The organism is Enterobacter sp. Y17 (assembly GCF_019730495.1).
Classification (GTDB): domain Bacteria; phylum Pseudomonadota; class Gammaproteobacteria; order Enterobacterales; family Enterobacteriaceae; genus Enterobacter; species Enterobacter asburiae_B.
Window position 1 is genome coordinate 296634 of sequence record NZ_JAASKP010000002.1, and the last position, 16135, is coordinate 312768.

15 protein-coding genes are annotated in these 16135 nt (G+C 58.4%); 9 read left to right on the forward strand and 6 right to left on the reverse strand.

What is annotated here, in order from left to right; genetic code table 11:
* Positions 1–4: 4 nt before the first annotated feature.
* Entirely contained in the window at positions 5–721 is a 717-nt protein-coding gene (locus HCH49_RS15750; RefSeq protein ID WP_094935400.1) for a DUF554 domain-containing protein, read from the reverse strand.
* Between the two features lie 181 nt (positions 722–902).
* Here HCH49_RS15750 and HCH49_RS15755 point away from each other — a divergent pair, with 181 nt between their 5' ends.
* Entirely contained in the window at positions 903–3038 is a 2136-nt protein-coding gene (locus tag HCH49_RS15755; RefSeq protein ID WP_221702972.1) for an ornithine decarboxylase, read from the forward strand.
* Positions 3039–3154: 116 nt separating this feature from the next.
* Here the strand turns inward: HCH49_RS15755 and HCH49_RS15760 are convergent, their stop codons facing one another.
* The gene (locus tag HCH49_RS15760) at positions 3155–3847 is read right to left on the reverse strand and encodes a response regulator (RefSeq protein ID WP_023309148.1); all 693 of its coding nucleotides are present in this window, start codon (positions 3845–3847) and stop codon (positions 3155–3157) included.
* Positions 3837–5462 carry a sensor histidine kinase gene (locus HCH49_RS15765; protein ID WP_087823212.1) on the reverse strand — a complete coding sequence of 542 codons (1626 nt, stop codon included), beginning with the start codon at positions 5460–5462 and terminating at the stop codon, positions 3837–3839. Before HCH49_RS15765 ends, HCH49_RS15760 begins: the two co-directional genes overlap by 11 nt.
* Before the next feature lie 345 nt (positions 5463–5807).
* On the opposite strand from HCH49_RS15765, the gene HCH49_RS15770 reads away from it, so the two are divergent.
* Genes HCH49_RS15770 through citG form a run of 8 tightly spaced genes read left to right on the forward strand, consistent with a single transcriptional unit; the run spans position 5808 to position 13116 of the window.
* A complete protein-coding gene (locus tag HCH49_RS15770; RefSeq protein WP_029740738.1) occupies positions 5808–7169 on the forward strand; it encodes a 2-hydroxycarboxylate transporter family protein in 1362 nt (453 codons plus the stop codon).
* 17 nt (positions 7170–7186) lie between these two features.
* The gene (locus tag HCH49_RS15775; RefSeq protein ID WP_021242089.1) at positions 7187–8050 is read left to right on the forward strand and encodes a fumarylacetoacetate hydrolase family protein; all 864 of its coding nucleotides are present in this window, start codon (positions 7187–7189) and stop codon (positions 8048–8050) included.
* Positions 8051–8060: 10 nt separating this feature from the next.
* A complete protein-coding gene (gene citC / locus HCH49_RS15780; RefSeq protein ID WP_221702973.1) occupies positions 8061–9083 on the forward strand; it encodes a [citrate (pro-3S)-lyase] ligase in 1023 nt (340 codons plus the stop codon).
* 16 nt (positions 9084–9099) lie between these two features.
* Positions 9100–9393: a citrate lyase acyl carrier protein gene (gene citD / locus HCH49_RS15785; RefSeq protein WP_008499773.1), complete on the forward strand. Its 294-nt coding sequence runs from the start codon at positions 9100–9102 to the stop codon at positions 9391–9393.
* Positions 9390–10265 (forward strand): citrate (pro-3S)-lyase subunit beta, encoded by an 876-nt coding sequence (citE, locus tag HCH49_RS15790; protein WP_221702974.1) that lies wholly within the window; start codon positions 9390–9392, stop codon positions 10263–10265. Before citD ends, citE begins: the two co-directional genes overlap by 4 nt.
* Before the next feature lie 10 nt (positions 10266–10275).
* Positions 10276–11793, forward strand: a complete 1518-nt coding sequence (gene citF / locus HCH49_RS15795) for a citrate lyase subunit alpha (RefSeq protein ID WP_221702975.1) — start codon at positions 10276–10278, stop codon at positions 11791–11793.
* Between the two features lie 2 nt (positions 11794–11795).
* Positions 11796–12335, forward strand: a complete 540-nt coding sequence (gene citX, locus HCH49_RS15800; protein ID WP_087823215.1) for a citrate lyase holo-[acyl-carrier protein] synthase — start codon at positions 11796–11798, stop codon at positions 12333–12335.
* Positions 12313–13116, forward strand: coding sequence for a triphosphoribosyl-dephospho-CoA synthase CitG (gene citG / locus HCH49_RS15805; protein WP_221702976.1), 804 nt, complete (start codon positions 12313–12315; stop codon positions 13114–13116). Before citX ends, citG begins: the two co-directional genes overlap by 23 nt.
* A 79-nt stretch (positions 13117–13195) precedes the next feature.
* Here the strand turns inward: citG and HCH49_RS15810 are convergent, their stop codons facing one another.
* The 3 genes from HCH49_RS15810 to HCH49_RS15820 all read right to left on the reverse strand — a co-directional run bounded on the left by HCH49_RS15810 (position 13196) and on the right by HCH49_RS15820 (position 16130).
* The gene (locus tag HCH49_RS15810; RefSeq protein ID WP_029740744.1) at positions 13196–14452 is read right to left on the reverse strand and encodes a nucleoside permease; all 1257 of its coding nucleotides are present in this window, start codon (positions 14450–14452) and stop codon (positions 13196–13198) included.
* A gap of 272 nt (positions 14453–14724) precedes the next feature.
* Positions 14725–15801: a membrane-bound lytic murein transglycosylase MltC gene (gene mltC / locus HCH49_RS15815; protein ID WP_033146615.1), complete on the reverse strand. Its 1077-nt coding sequence runs from the start codon at positions 15799–15801 to the stop codon at positions 14725–14727.
* 56 nt (positions 15802–15857) lie between these two features.
* Complete coding sequence (locus HCH49_RS15820; RefSeq protein WP_023309138.1) at positions 15858–16130, reverse strand: oxidative damage protection protein; 273 nt, start codon at positions 16128–16130, stop codon at positions 15858–15860.
* Between the last annotated feature and the right edge of the window lie 5 nt (positions 16131–16135).

Consider the following 16135-nt stretch of genomic DNA (forward strand, 5'->3'; position numbering starts at 1 on the left):
ATCCTTAAGCGAAAAAGTGCGTCCAGAGCGCGGAGAGCGGCATGGCGAGCAGCAGTGCGGGCAGCATGTTCACCACGGCAAACATCTTAATCCCACAGATGCGCAGCCCGGTCGCCAACAGCAGCAGGCCGCCGACGGCGGTAAAGTCTGCCATCATCGCCGGCGTGGTGAGCGGGAGAATCAACGTGGCGCAGGTGGCGAGCGCCAGCTGAATTAGCAGCATCGGGACGCAAATCGCCGCCACGGCGACGCCAAGGGTAGTGGCGAAAATGGTGGCGGTGAAGAAATCAAGGAACGCTTTCGCAATCAATATGCTTGGGTCGCCCGTCATCCCCTCCTGCATCGAACCGAAAATCCCGGTGCCGCTGGCGCAAAACAGAATGATGATGGCGACATAGTTTTGAATAAACGACTCGTGCGTGCCGTGTTTCGCCTTGCCGCCCGGTCGGGCAATCAGGTTTTTGGCTTTACTCACCGCGCTGTTAATGCCTTTTTCCAGATAGCAAAATTCGCCAATCAGCGCGCCGAGCAGGGTGGCCAGCACCATCACCGGCAGGTTGGCGCATTTGATCACGAGAAGAATACCGATCCCTAACGATGCCAGGCCGAATATTGAGGGCATGGAGGTGCGAATACGCTCCGGCAACCGCTGGCTCAGCACGGCGCCGAGTACGCCGCCCAACAATACGGCGCCTGCGTTAATAAATGGCCCGATAACCAAAGTTAACTCCTGTTATTTAATCATTGATATTGCATTATTATGGCACGGCAGGGCCGCGCGGGCCTTAGCTTTGGTTGGTTTCGTGCATACTGATTCCTTCTTGCACCTCAAAATAAAAGGTGACATTATTGCGCGAATTTTCTCCTCCCTGTCTCACCGCCCGGTGAGGGTAACTGCGCTTATGAAAACCATGAAAATTGCCGTCAGCCGCGAGCTGCTCTCCACTGTGTCTACGCACCGCGAAAAGGTGACGCTGGACAGCACTGATTTTACCGATGTGGCGGCCGTCGTCATCACAACAGCTGAAAGTCGCAGCGGCATTCTTGCACTGCTGAAACGCACGGGCTTTCATTTACCGGTGTTTATTTTCTCGCAGGAGCCAACGGACGTACCCGACGGCGCCACCGCGGTCATCTCGGGTAAAGCTCAGGAGTTTCTGGAACTGGAGAGCGCTGCCAGCCGCTACGAAGAGAACCTGCTGCCGCCTTTTTTCGACACCCTGAGCCAGTATGTGGAGATGGGCAACAGCACTTTCGCCTGTCCGGGCCACCAGCACGGGGCATTTTTCAAAAAACACCCGGCAGGGCGACAGTTCTATGATTTCTTCGGTGAAAACGTGTTTCGCGCCGACATGTGCAACGCCGACGTGAAGCTGGGCGATCTGCTGATCCACGAAGGGTCCGCCAAGCACGCGCAAAAGTTCGCGGCGAAAGTGTTCAACGCGGACAAAACCTACTTCGTGCTGAACGGCACCTCAGCGGCCAACAAGGTGGTGACCAACGCGCTGCTGACACGCGGCGACCTGGTGCTGTTCGACCGCAATAACCATAAATCTAACCACCACGGGGCGCTGATCCAGGCGGGAGCCACGCCGGTTTATCTTGAGGCCGCGCGTAACCCGTTTGGCTTTATTGGCGGGATTGACGACCACTGCTTTGACGACGCCTATCTGCGGGATCTTATCCGCGAGGCGGCGCCGGAAAAGGCCGACGAGGCGCGTCCGTTCCGCCTGGCGATCATTCAGCTTGGCACCTACGACGGGACGATCTACAACGCCCGTCAGGTGATCGACAAGATCGGCCATCTCTGCGACTACATCCTCTTTGACTCCGCCTGGGTGGGCTACGAGCAGTTTATTCCAATGATGGCGGAAACGTCCCCGCTGTTGCTGGAGCTGAACGAGAACGATCCTGGGATTTTCGTGACCCAGTCGGTGCACAAACAGCAGGCCGGGTTCTCGCAAACGTCGCAGATCCATAAAAAGGATAACCACATTCGCGGGCAGGCGCGCTTCTGCCCGCACAAGCGGCTGAACAACGCGTTTATGCTGCATGCCTCCACCAGCCCGTTTTATCCGCTGTTCGCAGCGCTGGATGTGAATGCCAAGATCCACGAAGGTGAAAGCGGACGCAGGCTGTGGGCGGAGTGCGTCGAGCTGGGGATTGAAGCGCGCAAGGCGATCATTGCGAATTGCCATATGATCAAACCGTTTATCCCGCCGGTGGTGGCGGGCCGGCCGTGGCAGGATCATCCGACGCACGCCATCGCCAGCGAGGTGCGCTTCTTCAGCTTTGAGCCGGGGGCCAAATGGCACGGCTTTGAGGGCTATGCCCGCGAGCAGTACTTTGTCGACCCGTGCAAGCTCCTGCTGACCACGCCGGGTATCGATGCTGAAACCGGGGAGTACACGGATTTCGGGATCCCGGCGACGATTCTGGCGCACTACCTGCGCGAAAACGGCATCGTGCCGGAGAAATGCGACCTCAATTCGATCCTGTTCCTGCTGACGCCTGCCGAAAGCAGCGAGAAGCTGGCGCAGCTGGTGGCGATGCTGGGCCAGTTCGAACAGCATATTGAAGACGACACGCCGCTGGCGGACGTATTGCCGACGATCTTCCAGAAATACCCGGTGCGCTACCGGGATTATACCCTCCGCCAGCTGTGTCAGGAGATGCACGATCTCTACGTCAGCTTTGACGTGAAGGATCTGCAGAAGGCGATGTTCCGCAAGGAGAGCCTGCCGGAGGTAGTGATGAACCCGCAGGATGCGAACCGGGCCTATATTCGCGGTGACGTGGAGCTGGTTCGCATACGTGATGCCGCAGGGCGCATTGCTGCCGAAGGGGCGCTGCCCTATCCGCCGGGCGTGCTGTGCGTGGTGCCGGGTGAAGTCTGGGGCGGGGCGGTACAGCGTTACTTCCTCGCGCTGGAGGAGGGCATCAACCTGCTGCCGGGCTTCTCGCCGGAGCTGCAGGGAGTTTACAGCGAGAAGGATGCCGACGGGATTAAGCGGCTGTATGGGTATGTATTGAGATAGTGCGGGCTGTTGCCCTCACCCTAACCCTCTCCCCAAAGGGGAGAGGGGATTGTACGGGGCCGTCTTTTCACCCTCGCCCCTTTGGGGAGAGGGCCGGGGTGAGAGGGAACGTTTCATCAAACCGCACTACGCTTGTACATCCTCCTCGGATGCCCAATCTTGCCGTACAGCATCTCCACCGTCAGAAAGCCCGCCTCCACGCAGTGCTCCAGATAGCGCCGGGTGGTGGTTTTGCTTAATCCCGTTTCGCTCACCACCTCATCCACGGTAAAGCAGTGCGTTGCCTTGTCGTTGAACAGCGTCTGCACCCGCGCCAGCGTATTTTCCTCAATGCCTTTACTGCCGTTGTCCAGGCGGTAGTTTTTCGCCTGGAGCTGATACAGCGAATCCACGTTCTGCTGGTCGACAATCTTCCACACGCGCTGCTGTTCCGCAAACTGCACAAACCGCTCCAGCGACTGGCTGAGCCGCTTCCAGGAGACGGGTTTGAGGATGTAGTCGAACGCGCCGTTGCGAATCGCCTGGCTGCAGGTGTCCATATCGCTGGCGGCAGTAATAAAAATCACCGAGCAGTTGGCGCGGGCCAGCATGGGGTTATTGATAAGCGAGATGCCTTTGCCGTCCGGCAGGTAGTTATCCAGCAGCATGAGCTGCGGCTGTTTGCTTTCAAGCTCTGCCTGGGCCGCAGCCAGCGACGAGGCAATGCCTACCAGCCTCAGACGCGGGTGTTTGCCTATCAGCTCCGCGTGCAGTTGCGCCAGTTCGTTCTCGTCTTCAACAATCAGTACGTCGATAAGTTCATGTTGCATAGTCGGTGTCTTCCAGTTGCCGGGCGATTCCCGTGGCCGGGATAAACAAGGAGAAAATGGCGCCGCGTGGCGTATTATCGGCAACTTCTATCGCGCCGCCAGCCTGTGTGACGTAGCTTTCGATCAGATACAGGCCAATCCCATGATCGCCGCGTGTTTTTGTGGTGATGCCGCGTTCAAAGATCCGGTCACGCATCTCCGGTGTAATGCCAACGCCCTGGTCGGCGACTTCAATAATCAGCTCCTGTTCGCTGAGTTTTATCAGCACTTCTACCGGCGCGTGGGGAAGCGGCGACCGCTGTGTTGCTTCGATGGCGTTATCCAACAGGTTGCCAATAATTGAAATCAGCTCTTGCTCCCCAAGGGGCAGGAAGGGTCTGTCCAGCCGACAGCCTGGGTCGAAACACAGCTCTACGCCTTTCTCCCGCGCGCGGGCGGCTTTCCCCAGCAGCAGGCCGCACAGGGTCGGGGAACTGAAGCGCGAAGAGATAAAGTCCAGCAGCTCCTGGGCATGTTCCGACTGCGCCTGAATATAGCCAATGGCTTCCTCATAGCGGCCCATATGCAGCAGGCCGGAGAGGGTGGTCATCCTGTTTAACTGCTCGTGGCGCATGATGCGCAGGTTATCGACATAGCGTTTTACCTGGCTGAGCTGGGCGCTCAGCGAGTCGATCTCGTTGCGATCGCGGAAGGTGATCACCCAGCCCTGCAGCGACCCCTCAAGCATGATGTGCACCCGGCTGGCAATCACCGTGAGATCGTTAAAACGACAAATCTCGTCATGGGTATCTTTCGCCAGCATCGTCTGCGTGTCGAAGAACGGGACCGGATCGATCACCTGGCTTATCAGCTGTCCGCGCAGCTCGCGGGCCGGCTGGCTCAGACCCAGCAGCTTGCGCGCCGCCTGGTTGATGACTTCAATCCGCCGCCGATCGTCAATGGCAATCACGCCTTCATAAATAGATTCCATCATCGCCTTCTGCTGGCGCACCAGCAGGCCGATCTCGCGCGGCTCAAGGGAGAAGATCTGCTTCTTGATGCTGCGGGTAAAGAACCAGGAGAAGATAAAGAGAGCGATCAGCAGCAGCACGGCGGCAATCAGGATATTGACCACTTTACTGACGGTAATGGTATCAAGGTAGCTGGTGAGATAGCCTACCGAAACAATGCCGACCACCTGTCCGGCGGCGTTGAAGATGGGGGCTTTACTGCGCAGCGAAATGCCCAGCCCGCCTTTGCGGATGGTGGTGGTGCTTTTACCCTGCAATACGGCTTCATTGTCTCCGCCAACCAGGGTTGTGCCCACTCTGTCGGCAAAGACGGAGTGAAAAAGATGCTGCCCCTTATTATCACCAATCACAATAAAGCTGGCGTCACTGTGCGCAGAAATCTTCTGCATAAAATCATGGATGGCGCTGATATTCTTTTGTTCAACTTCATTACGCAATGTCGGAATAAGCGCAATCTCTTCAGCCTGTATTTTGGCACGCGTACTCATTTCCTGATAAAGCTGTTTCCCGACGTCGGCATAATAATATCCGCCCAGCAGCGCGAAAAGCACCGAGAAAAAGGCAACCAGCGAAATAAACAGCTTAATCTGGAAAGAAACTTTCATAACTATCACGCGAGGTAGCAGCAAAGATCGCCAATATATCATCTTTTTTTGCGCTGACGCCCGCTTTGCCGAAAACTTGTGATCCCTTGCACAGCGGGCGCTGTAAAAGCGTTATGCTGAAGGCTAACGTGCTTCGGGCTTCCCGGACAAATGTTATTTGTTTGTTCAATTCGGAAAAGAAACCATAAAAACCACGGCAATAAATAAGGTATAAATCACATTAAATAAAAGAAACCATTAAAACCATAGCTGCCATTAAAACTTCGCTTTTAATATGCCATCCCTCACATAAAGTAAGCCTTTGTGACTCTAAGCTGAACGCACAAAATAACCAAGGGGCTTATTATGAGCACAACTGACGATTCTTTCTCTGTTACCCACGACCCGATTGAAATTCAGCGGCCTTCGCTCAAAGAGCGCTGGTGGCATATTATGGATACCTGGAAAGTTGGGATTATTCCTCTGCCGCTGTTCGTTCTGGCGGGCGCGCTGATTGCGATTGATTGCCTGGGCGGAAAACTGCCGAGCGATATCGTGGTCATGGTGGCAACGCTGGCTTTCTTCGGCTTTGCCTGCGGCGAGTTTGGCAAACGCCTGCCGATTGTCGGCAAGCTCGGCGCGGCGGCGATTTGCGCCACCTTTATCCCTTCCGCGCTGGTCTACTATGGCCTGCTGCCGGACGTGGTGGTCGAGTCCACCACCAAGTTCTACAAATCCACCAACATTCTCTATCTCTACATCTGCTGCATTATCGTCGGCAGCATCATGAGCATGAACCGCACGGTGCTGATTCAGGGCTTCCTGCGCATCTTCTTCCCGATGCTGTGCGGTGAAATCGTCGGCATGCTGGTGGGGATGGGCGTGGGCCTGGCGCTGGGTCTTGAGCCATTCCAGATCTTCTTCTTTATCATTCTGCCGATTATGGCGGGCGGCGTCGGGGAAGGGGCGATCCCGCTTTCCATTGGCTATGCCACCCTGCTGCACATGGATCAGGGCGTGGCGCTCGGCCGCGTGCTGCCGATGGTAATGCTCGGCGGTCTGACGGCAATCATCATCTCCGGCTGCCTGAACCAGCTCGGTAAACGCTTCCCGCACCTGACCGGTGAAGGCCAGCTGATGCCAAACCGCGCGAATGCCGATGCCACCGTCTCTCAGCCTGCGTTTTCCGGCAAAGCGGACGTCACCACTATCGCCTCCGGCGCGCTGCTGGCGGTGCTGCTCTACATGCTGGGCATGCTCGGCCACAAGCTGATTGGCCTGCCTGCACCAGTTGGCATGCTGTTTATGGCGGTCCTGGTGAAGCTCTGCAACGGCGCCTCTCCGCGCCTGCTGGAAGGCTCTCAGGTGGTGTACAAATTCTTCCAGACCTCCGTGACCTACCCAATCCTCTTCGCCGTCGGCGTGGCTATCACCCCGTGGCATGAACTGGTGGCGGCGTTCACCGTCAGCAACCTGCTGGTGATTGTCAGCACCGTTTCCGCACTGGTGGCAACCGGCTTCTTCGTCGGCAAAAAGATTGGTATGCACCCGATTGATGTCGCCATCGTCTCCTGCTGCCAGAGCGGCCAGGGCGGTACCGGCGACGTGGCGATCCTGACCGCAGGCAACCGTATGAGCCTGATGCCGTTCGCCCAGATTGCTACCCGTATCGGCGGGGCGATTAACGTCTCTGTCTCACTGCTGATTCTGGGCAACTTCCTCGTTTAAGTTTTCAGGAAAGAACAATGAAACTCGCAAGCTTTTTATACCAGGGAAAACGCAGCTACGGCATCGTCCAGGCCGACGGCGTGATTGATTTAGGCCGCCGTCTCGGCGACCGCTACAGCGACCTCAAGGCGCTGCTGCAGGGCAACGGGCTGGCGCAGGCCACCCGTTACCTGAACGATGCCGTGGACGTGCCGATGAGCGCCATCACCTTCTTACCGGTGATCGAGCAGCCGGAAAAGATCCTCTGCGTGGGCATGAACTATGCCGACAAGCGCAAGGAGTTTGACCAGCATAACCCGGCCCCGACGCTGTTTGTCCGCTTCCCGGATTCACAGACCGGCCACAACGAGCCGGTGCTGAAGCCGCGCCATTCAAGTGAATTCGACTATGAAGGCGAGCTGGCGGTGATCATCGGCAAAGGTGGGGAGAACATCAGCCGCGACGACGCCCTGCGCCACGTAGCGGGCTACAGCTGCTACATGGACGGCTCCGCCCGCGACTGGCAGCACACCTGGTTCACCGCCGGTAAAAACTGGCGCAAAACCGGCGCGTTTGGGCCGTGGATGGCGACGGCAGATGAGATCCCTGATCCGCACCAGCTTGCGATCCGCACCTGGCTGAACGGCCGCATGGTGCAGGAAGACAACACCAGCAGCATGATCCACAAGGTGGCGGAGCTGATCGAGTACATCAGCACCTTCACCCGCCTCAGCCCGGGCGACGTGATCATCACCGGATCCCCGGGCGGGGTGGGTAAAAAGCGCAATCCGCCGCTGTTTATGAAAGAAGGGGATCGCATTGAGGTGGAGATCGAGCATATCGGTCATCTCAGCAACGTGATCGTGGAAGCGCCAGCCGTCGGGCTTGCGGCAGCACATTAAGAAAGACGGCATGAACAGTCAACCCATCGATTTTCGCCACACCGTCGTGGCGAAACACCCGGAACGCTTAAGCCAGATCCGCTACCTGCTGGCAGACAGCGGCCTTGGCCTGGACAACGACATCACGCTGTTTGTCGAAGCCTGGTCCGGCTCGCAGCTGGTGGGTTGCGCAGGGCTTGCTGCCAACGTTATCAAATGCGTGGCGGTCAACGAGCAGCTTCGCGGCGAAAACCTCAGCGCGCGGCTGCTGGCAGAGGTGGAAAATGCGGCGCTGGAGTGCGGCCATTTTCACCTCTTCCTCTGCACCCGTCCGTGCAATCGGGAGCGCTTTGCCCGCAGCGGCTTCTGGCCGATTGCCCAGAGCGGAAACAACGCGGTGCTGATGGAAAACACCCCGCAGGGGATCGAACGCTACTGCCGTTCCCTGCGCGCGAAGCGCAAGTGCGGGGAGAACGTTGGCGCGATAGTGATGAACGCCAATCCGTTCACCCTCGGCCACCGCCATCTGGTGGAGCAGGCGGCGCAGCGGTGCGATGCCCTGCACCTGTTCGTGGTGCGTGAAGACGCCTCGTTCTTCCCGTTCAGCGCGCGCCTCGAGATGGTGCGCGCGGGCGTGGCGCATCTGCCGAACGTGTTGGTGCATGAAGGCTCGCAGTACATCATCTCCCGCGCCACCTTCCCGGCCTACTTCCTGAAGGAGACCGGCAAAGTGCTGCAGGCGTGGAGCGAGATCGACGTGCTGATCTTCCGGGACTTCATCGCCCCGGCGCTGGGCATTACGCACCGCTTCATCGGCTCGGAGCCGTTCTGCGATATCACCCGCCAGTACAACCAGACGCTGCACGACCTGCTGGCTTCGCATATCGAGGTGGTGGAAATGCCGCGCATCAAGGCCACCGGCAACGCCATATCAGCGTCCGAAGTGCGCCGCTTACTGAAGACACAGCAGTTTTCCCGGATCCGGGAGATTGTCCCGGACTCCACCTTCGCGCATCTCGAAACGCATTACCGTGCGAGTGCGGAAGTCGCTTAACTACCAGGAATTTATCATGAAAATTGTAAGGGAGGCGCTGGCCGGAACGCAGGAGTCCAGCGACCTGATGGTGAAAATCGCTCCCGCTCACGGCGAGCTGGAGATAGTCATCCACAGTGAAGTGATTAAGCAGTTTGGCGAGCAAATTCGCCAGGTGGTCAACGACACATTGCGCGCCATGAACGTGCACCAGGGATTAATCATTATTGAAGACAAAGGGGCGCTGGACTGTGTGATCCGCGCCCGCCTGCAAAGCGCGCTGATGCGTGCCGCCGATGAACAGGCCATCAACTGGGGGGCGCTGAAATGAGCAAACTCCGCCGCAGTATGCTGTTCCTGCCGGGCGCCAACGCCGCCATGCTCTCAACCGCCTTTATCTACCGTCCCGACTCCATCATGTTTGATCTTGAGGACGCCGTCGCCCTGCGCGAGAAGGATACCGCGCGCATGCTGGTGTTCCACGCCCTGCAGCACCCGATGTATCAGGATATCGAAACCGTGGTGCGTATTAACCCGCTCAGCACGCCGTTTGGCCTGCTGGATCTGGAAGCCGCCGTGCGGGCCGGCGTGGACGTGATCCGCCTGCCGAAAACCGACACGCCGGACGATATCTACGAGCTGGAAAGCCATCTCGAGCGTATCGAACGCGAGTGCGGCCGCGAGGTTGGCTCCACCCGCGTGATGGCGGCGATTGAATCGGCCATTGGCGTCATCAACGCCGTGGCGATTGCCCGCAGCTCTCCGCGCCTCATCGGGATTGCGTTGGCCGCCTTTGACTACGTGATGGACATGCAGACCGAGCGCGGCGACGGCACCGAGCTGTTCTACGCCCGCTGCGCCGTGCTGCACGCCGCCCGCGCGGCGGGCATCGACGCCTTCGACGTGGTGTGGTCAGACGTTAACGACGAGGCCGGGTTCCTGCGCGAGGTCGATCTGATCCGCAAGATGGGCTTTAACGGCAAATCGCTGATTAACCCGCGCCAGATTGACCTGCTGCACAACGCCTACGCCCCGACTCAGGAAGAGGTGGATCACGCCAGAAGGGTGATTGAGGCGGCAGAAGAGGGCGAGCGTAACGGCCTGGGCGTGGTGTCGCTCAACGGCAAAATGGTGGATGCACCGATTATTAACCACGCGCAGGTGGTGCTGGAGCGCGCGGCGGCCTCCGGCGTGCGTCGGTAAGGATAAAATAATGAATCAGACAGAACTTCTTCACGTGAACTTTCCCCATCTGCGGGACTTAAAACCGTTTGATAACGCCCACAGCGCCACGCCGTGGCTGTCGGACAGCGACGCGAAGCACAGCCGCAAGCTCTGCGCCTCTGTTGAAGAGGCGGTTAAGCGTTGCGGCCTCCAGGACGGGATGACCATCTCCTTCCACCACGCGTTTCGCGAAGGCGACCGGGTGATCAACACCGTCGTGGCGCTGCTGGCGCGAATGGGCTTCAAAAACCTGACGCTGGCCTCCAGCTCGCTGATGACCTGTAACGACGCGCTGATCGAGCATATTGAAAGCGGCGTCATCACCCGGATTTACACCTCGGGCATGCGCGGCAGGCTGGCGGATGCCATCTCCCACGGGCTGATGGACGAGCCGGTGCAAATTCATTCCCACGGCGGGCGCGTGAAGCTGCTTCAGGACGGCGAGCTGAATATCGACGTAGCGTTTCTCGGCGTGCCGTGCAGCGATGAATTTGGCAACGCCAACGGCACGCACGGCAAATCGTGCTGCGGCTCGCTGGGCTATGCGATGGTGGACGCGCACTTCGCCCGCAAGGTGGTACTGCTGACCGAAGAGCTGGTGCCGTTCCCCAATATGCCCGCCAGCCTGGTTCAGGACCAGGTGGACTACATCGTGCAGGTTGAAAGCGTGGGCGACCCGGCGAAAATCAGCGTCGGCGCGGCGCGCGTCACCAGCAACCCGCGCGAGCTGATGATCGCCCGCTATGCGGCGGACGTGATTGAACACTCCGGCTACTTCAAACCGGGATTCTCGATGCAGACCGGCTCCGGCGCGGCGGCGACCGCCTGCACGCGCTTTATGGAAGAGAAGATGGAGCGCAGCGGCGTGAAGGCGCGCTTTGCGCTCGGCGGCATCACCGGCAGCCTGGTGGATTTACACGAGAAGGGGCTCATCGAAAAGCTGCTCGATACCCAGTGCTTTGACGGTCAGGCGGCGGCCTCGCTGGCGCGCAACCCGAACCACGTGGAGATCTCCACCAACGTTTACGCCAACCCCGGCAGCAAGGCTGCAAGCTGCGACCAGCTCGACGTGGTGATCCTCAGCGCTCTCGAGATCGACGTCGATTTTAACGTCAACGTTATCACCGGCTCCGACGGCGTGATGCGCGGCGCGTCCGGCGGACACTGCGACGTGGCCGCCGCGGCAAACCTGACCATCGTCGTCGCGCCGCTGCTGCGCAGCCGTATTCCGACGGTAGTGAAGCGCGTCACCACGCGCCTCACGCCGGGTGAGAGCATCGACGTGCTGGTCACCGACCACGGCATTGCGGTCAACCCGGCGCGCCCGGAGATCCGCGAGCGCCTGCTGGAAGCCGGGCTCAAAGTTGTGGATATCAGCGCGCTTTACGAGCGGGCGATTTCCCTGACGGGCGTACCGAAACCGATTGAATTTACCGACAAAATCGTCGGGGTGATCCGCTACCGCGACGGCAGCGTGATCGACACCGTGCGACAGGTAAAGGAGTAGTTATGACAATAGCGACACCCGTGCGGGCGGGTGTCAGCCTGGACGAACTGCTGGCGGCGAAAGAGCGCCGCGCAGCGCGCCAGGCTGACATGCTTGAGCACTATCAACAACCGGTGATTTCCCTCACGCTGGTCACGCCAGGGGAAATCAAAGACAGCCTGCGCTATCGCAATACCATGGGCGTGGCGCTGCAAATGTGCGACCAGCTGCTGTGGGAAAACCGCTGGCAGGTGCTGGACCGTCAGGTGCTGTGGCTCCCGACCGGGCCAGAAGCCCTGTGGTGCGTGGCCCATCCCGCGGTGGAAATCAAAGCGCACTGCGCGGAGCTGGAGCAGACGCACCCGCTCGGCAGGCTGTGGGATCTGGACGTGATCTGCCCTCAGCACGGCCACGTCGGGCGTCAGTCGCTGGGGGCGAATCTCAGACGCTGCCTGATCTGCGACGAACCCGCTCATGCCTGTTCCCGTTCGCGCAATCACCCCCTTGAGCAGGTGGTTTCCCGCGTGGAGAAGACGATCGATGACTGGTTTGCTCGCGACTAAACCGCGCCCGGTTGACGTGCCCGCGCTTGCCGAGGCGGCGCTATGGCAGGAGCTGGAGCTGACGCCCAAGCCGGGGCTGGTGGACAAGCTCAATAACGGTTCCCATCGCGATATGGACCACGCGCTGTTCGTCCGCAGCATTGCGGCGATAACGCCGTGGTTTTCGCGCTTTGCCGAACTCGGTAACGCGCATGCGGATAAACCCGCTGACGCACTGCTTCGCATTATCCGCCCGATGGGGATGGCCTGCGAGCAGGCGATGTACGCCGCGACGAACGGAGTGAACACCCACAAGGGCGGGATTTTTGCCCTGGGTTTACTGTGCTTCGCTGCCGGACGTGTGAAAAATATCTCCGCAGATAGCCTCTGTTGTGAGGTGAGTAACATCTGCAGCGGGCTGGTGTCGCGGGAACTGGCCGCGCGCAGCGGACAGGCGACGGCGGGCGAGCGGCAGTTTCAGCTGTACGGCTTAACCGGCGCGCGCGGAGAGGCGGAAAGCGGCTTTGCGACGGCGCGTAGGGCGCTGGCGCAGTGGAGCGGACAGTCGCTTCACGGCCTGCTGTTGCGCCTGATGGCGGTTAATCAGGACAGTAATCTCGTCTCGCGCGGCGGCATTGAAGGGCTGCGCTACGTTCAGGGCTACGCGCGGGAATTACTGGCGAGTGGCTGGGATCGAGAGGCGCTGCTTAAGATGGATAAGGCATTGATTGAACGGAACCTGAGCCCGGGCGGCAGCGCGGATTTGCTGTCGGTGGGGTGGGTGCTCTCTGCAATAAAATAGCCGGGTGGCGGCTTCGCCTTACCCGGCCTACGGTCTGGTTTTGTAGGCCCGGTAAGCGCAGCGCCACCGGGCACAACAATCAATGCGCGATCGGCTGCGCACCGTGCGGCTCGCGCACGTGCTTGTACTTGAACAGCGCGATGAACGCGAAGAACAGCACCAGCGAGTACGCCGCGAAGATCAGCCACACAGGCTGCCAGTTGGTGATGCCGTTGGTGGTGTACATCTCAACCACTTTACCGCTTACCACGCCGCCCAGAATACAGCCGAAGCCGTTGGTCATCATCAGGAACATACCCTGCGCGCTGGCGCGGATTTCAGGCTTCACCTCTTTTTCAACAAACACCGAACCAGAGATGTTGAAGAAGTCGAAGGCGCAGCCGTAAACGATCATCGACAGCACCAGCAGCACGGTACCAAACGCGCTCGGGTCACCGTAGGCGAACAGGCCGAAGCGCAACATCCATGCCGCGATACTGATCAGCATGACGTTTTTGATGCCGTAGCGGCTCAGGAAGAACGGGATGGTCAGGATGAACAGCGTCTCAGAGATCTGAGAGATGGACATCATCACCGACGCATGTTCAACGATAAAGCTGCCGGAGAACAGCGGGTTGTTATCGAAGCTGTGCAGGAAGGTGTTGCCGAACATGTTGGTGATCTGCAGCTCTGCGCCCAGCAGCATGGAGAAGATAAAGAAGATCGCCATGCGTTTGTTTTTAAACAGCGCGAACGCGTCCAGGCCGAGCATGGTGCTCCAGCTCTGGTTTTTCTGCTGGTTAGAAACCGGAATGGTTGGCAGCGTCAGGGTGAAGATCGCCAGCACCACGGAGAGCGCCGCACCGATATAGAGCTGCATATGGCTCAGTTCGAAGCCTGCGAAGCTCACGCCCCACATCGCCATGATAAAGCCGATGGTGCCCCAGATACGGATTGGCGGGAAATCTGTCACGATATCCAAATCCGCGGATTTCAGGCGGTAGTAGGAGATGGTGTTGATCAGGCCAAGCGTTGGCATATAGGCCAGCGAGTTAAGCAGGATCACCATGAACATCGCCCCCGGCGTGGTCACTTGGGCTGCCATAAACAGCGTCCCCGCGCCCACCAGATGGCAAAGCATGTACAGCCATTTCGCACTCAACCATTTATCCGCCACGATGCCCAGCAGCGTTGGCATGAAGACAGCCGCAATACCGAGCGAGCTGTATACGGCACCGATTGACGCACCGTCGAACTTGAGCGTCACAAACATATAGGAGCCGAGTGTGGTCAGCCAGCTACCCCACAGGCAGAACTGCAGAAACGACAATATTTTAAGCTGCAGCTTAAGGTTCATGTTACTTTCCTCACAAGTGAGCGGGAGATATGTTGTTTTGGGAACATTCAGGGTTGTTATTTGATGCAATTCTATCAGTTGGCAACAATATGTTTTGTTACCTCCCGCAAAAAAATGCAATCCACATTAATTTGCAGTTTGGATTGTGATGCAAATAACATTTTCGTATGGGTGGGGTTGGATAGGTGCGGCCTGATGCCCTCACCCTGACCCTCTCCCACAGGGAGAGGGGAAACAGAACACCTTCTCCCAGAGGGGAGAAGGTGTGCCGATCACCGGCGACGATAGTTCTTCTGCGCCGTATTCACCTTATACAGATAGCGACGGGATTCCGCAGACGGGTGACGAGTGGTGAGGGTAGAGTAGACATCCCCCGGCGCCATGCTGTTGATGATGTTCGCGGCCTGCACTTTGTCATTCGAGAAGACGCGCAGCACGCTGCCCGCGCCGCCGTTATAGGCGGTGATCACCGCATAGCGGCGCGACGTTGGGTTATCAATTCCGCCCAGGTACACATTGTTTAGCATCGCCAGATAGGCCGTGCCGGTATCAATGTTGCTCTGCGGATCGAACAGATAGCTGCGGCTCGGCGTGCCGGATTTCCCCTGCGCGCGGAAGACGTCTTTACCGGCGCTGTGCTGCACTACCTGCATCAGCCCCAGGGCGTCGGAACGGCTTACCGCGTAGGGGTTGAACGAGGATTCGGTCTGCATAATCGCCAGGATCAGCGACTCATCCACGCCGTACTTGCGCGAGGCCTGACGCACCATCCCAATGTATTTATGCGCACGCTTGTCGAGGTGGTTCGGGACGAGGTTGATGGTGACGCTGTAGATAATCTTCAGACCGTTAGAGCGGCTTTTCAGGCGCGTCTGCAGCAGGTAGTCGGCAAATTTCGTGGCGCGACCTTCCCAGCGGATCGGCTGACCGGTCTGATCGACGACCTGGCCGTACAGGAACGGCTCTTTCGAGATAGTGATATCGTCGGCATCGGAGTAGAGATCGATAGAACCCGGATCGTCACCCATCAGCAGGGTTTTGACGATCGCCTGACGCAGTCGTGCCGCAGGGTCGGTGCCTGCAATGGTCTCAATCGTGATCGTCCCCTCATCAAAGTTGATGTGGCTACGGGTCTGATAGGCGTCGGTGTACTTAACGTAGTCCTTAGGTCCGGCAATAAGAACTTCGTTAAATCCCCATATATTCTCGATGTTGTGGGCAAACTGCCCCATCAAAATGTCAAAACCGTTGGTGTCCTTGATCCAGGCTTCGTTGTAATCTTCGCCTTTTTTTGACGAACACGAGACAAGCAACGGCGCAACAAGGGCTAGCGCTAAAAGTTTTTTCATCATTCCGGGAGTGCGTGTTGTGTTTGCTTTAACGGCGGGGTTTCCCCCGCGCGCTGTTATTTTTCCGGTGGCGTATAGCCTTCGATGTGCACGTCTTTACCTTCGAACAGGAAGCTTACCATCTCCTGCTCCAGCAGCTTGCGGTGTTCCGGGTTCATCATGCTGAGTTTTTTCTCGTTGATCAGCATGGTCTGCTTTTTCTGCCACTGTCCCCAGGCTTCTTTGGAGATTTCATTGTAGATGCGTTTACCCAGGTCGCCCGGATAAAGCTGGAAATCCTGGCCTTCAGCGTCACGCTGCAGGAAAGTACAAAAAATCGTTCTGGCCATACTCA

What these genes read in the sequence shown, in the direction of transcription:
- HCH49_RS15770 (WP_029740738.1), top strand. Translation starts at nt 5,808, where the DNA reads ATGAGCACAACTGACGATTCTTTCTCTGTTACCCACGACCCGATTGAA.
- citF (WP_221702975.1), top strand. Translation starts at nt 10,276, where the DNA reads ATGAATCAGACAGAACTTCTTCACGTGAACTTTCCCCATCTGCGGGAC.
- citC (WP_221702973.1), top strand. Translation starts at nt 8,061, where the DNA reads ATGAACAGTCAACCCATCGATTTTCGCCACACCGTCGTGGCGAAACAC.
- mltC (WP_033146615.1), bottom strand. Translation starts at nt 15,801, where the DNA reads ATGAAAAAACTTTTAGCGCTAGCCCTTGTTGCGCCGTTGCTTGTCTCG.
- HCH49_RS15760 (WP_023309148.1), bottom strand. Translation starts at nt 3,847, where the DNA reads ATGCAACATGAACTTATCGACGTACTGATTGTTGAAGACGAGAACGAA.
- citE (WP_221702974.1), top strand. Translation starts at nt 9,390, where the DNA reads ATGAGCAAACTCCGCCGCAGTATGCTGTTCCTGCCGGGCGCCAACGCC.
- HCH49_RS15765 (WP_087823212.1), bottom strand. Translation starts at nt 5,462, where the DNA reads ATGAAAGTTTCTTTCCAGATTAAGCTGTTTATTTCGCTGGTTGCCTTT.
- HCH49_RS15810 (WP_029740744.1), bottom strand. Translation starts at nt 14,452, where the DNA reads ATGAACCTTAAGCTGCAGCTTAAAATATTGTCGTTTCTGCAGTTCTGC.
- HCH49_RS15820 (WP_023309138.1), bottom strand. Translation starts at nt 16,130, where the DNA reads ATGGCCAGAACGATTTTTTGTACTTTCCTGCAGCGTGACGCTGAAGGC.
- citG (WP_221702976.1), top strand. Translation starts at nt 12,313, where the DNA reads ATGACTGGTTTGCTCGCGACTAAACCGCGCCCGGTTGACGTGCCCGCG.
- HCH49_RS15755 (WP_221702972.1), top strand. Translation starts at nt 903, where the DNA reads ATGAAAACCATGAAAATTGCCGTCAGCCGCGAGCTGCTCTCCACTGTG.
- citX (WP_087823215.1), top strand. Translation starts at nt 11,796, where the DNA reads ATGACAATAGCGACACCCGTGCGGGCGGGTGTCAGCCTGGACGAACTG.
- HCH49_RS15775 (WP_021242089.1), top strand. Translation starts at nt 7,187, where the DNA reads ATGAAACTCGCAAGCTTTTTATACCAGGGAAAACGCAGCTACGGCATC.
- citD (WP_008499773.1), top strand. Translation starts at nt 9,100, where the DNA reads ATGAAAATTGTAAGGGAGGCGCTGGCCGGAACGCAGGAGTCCAGCGAC.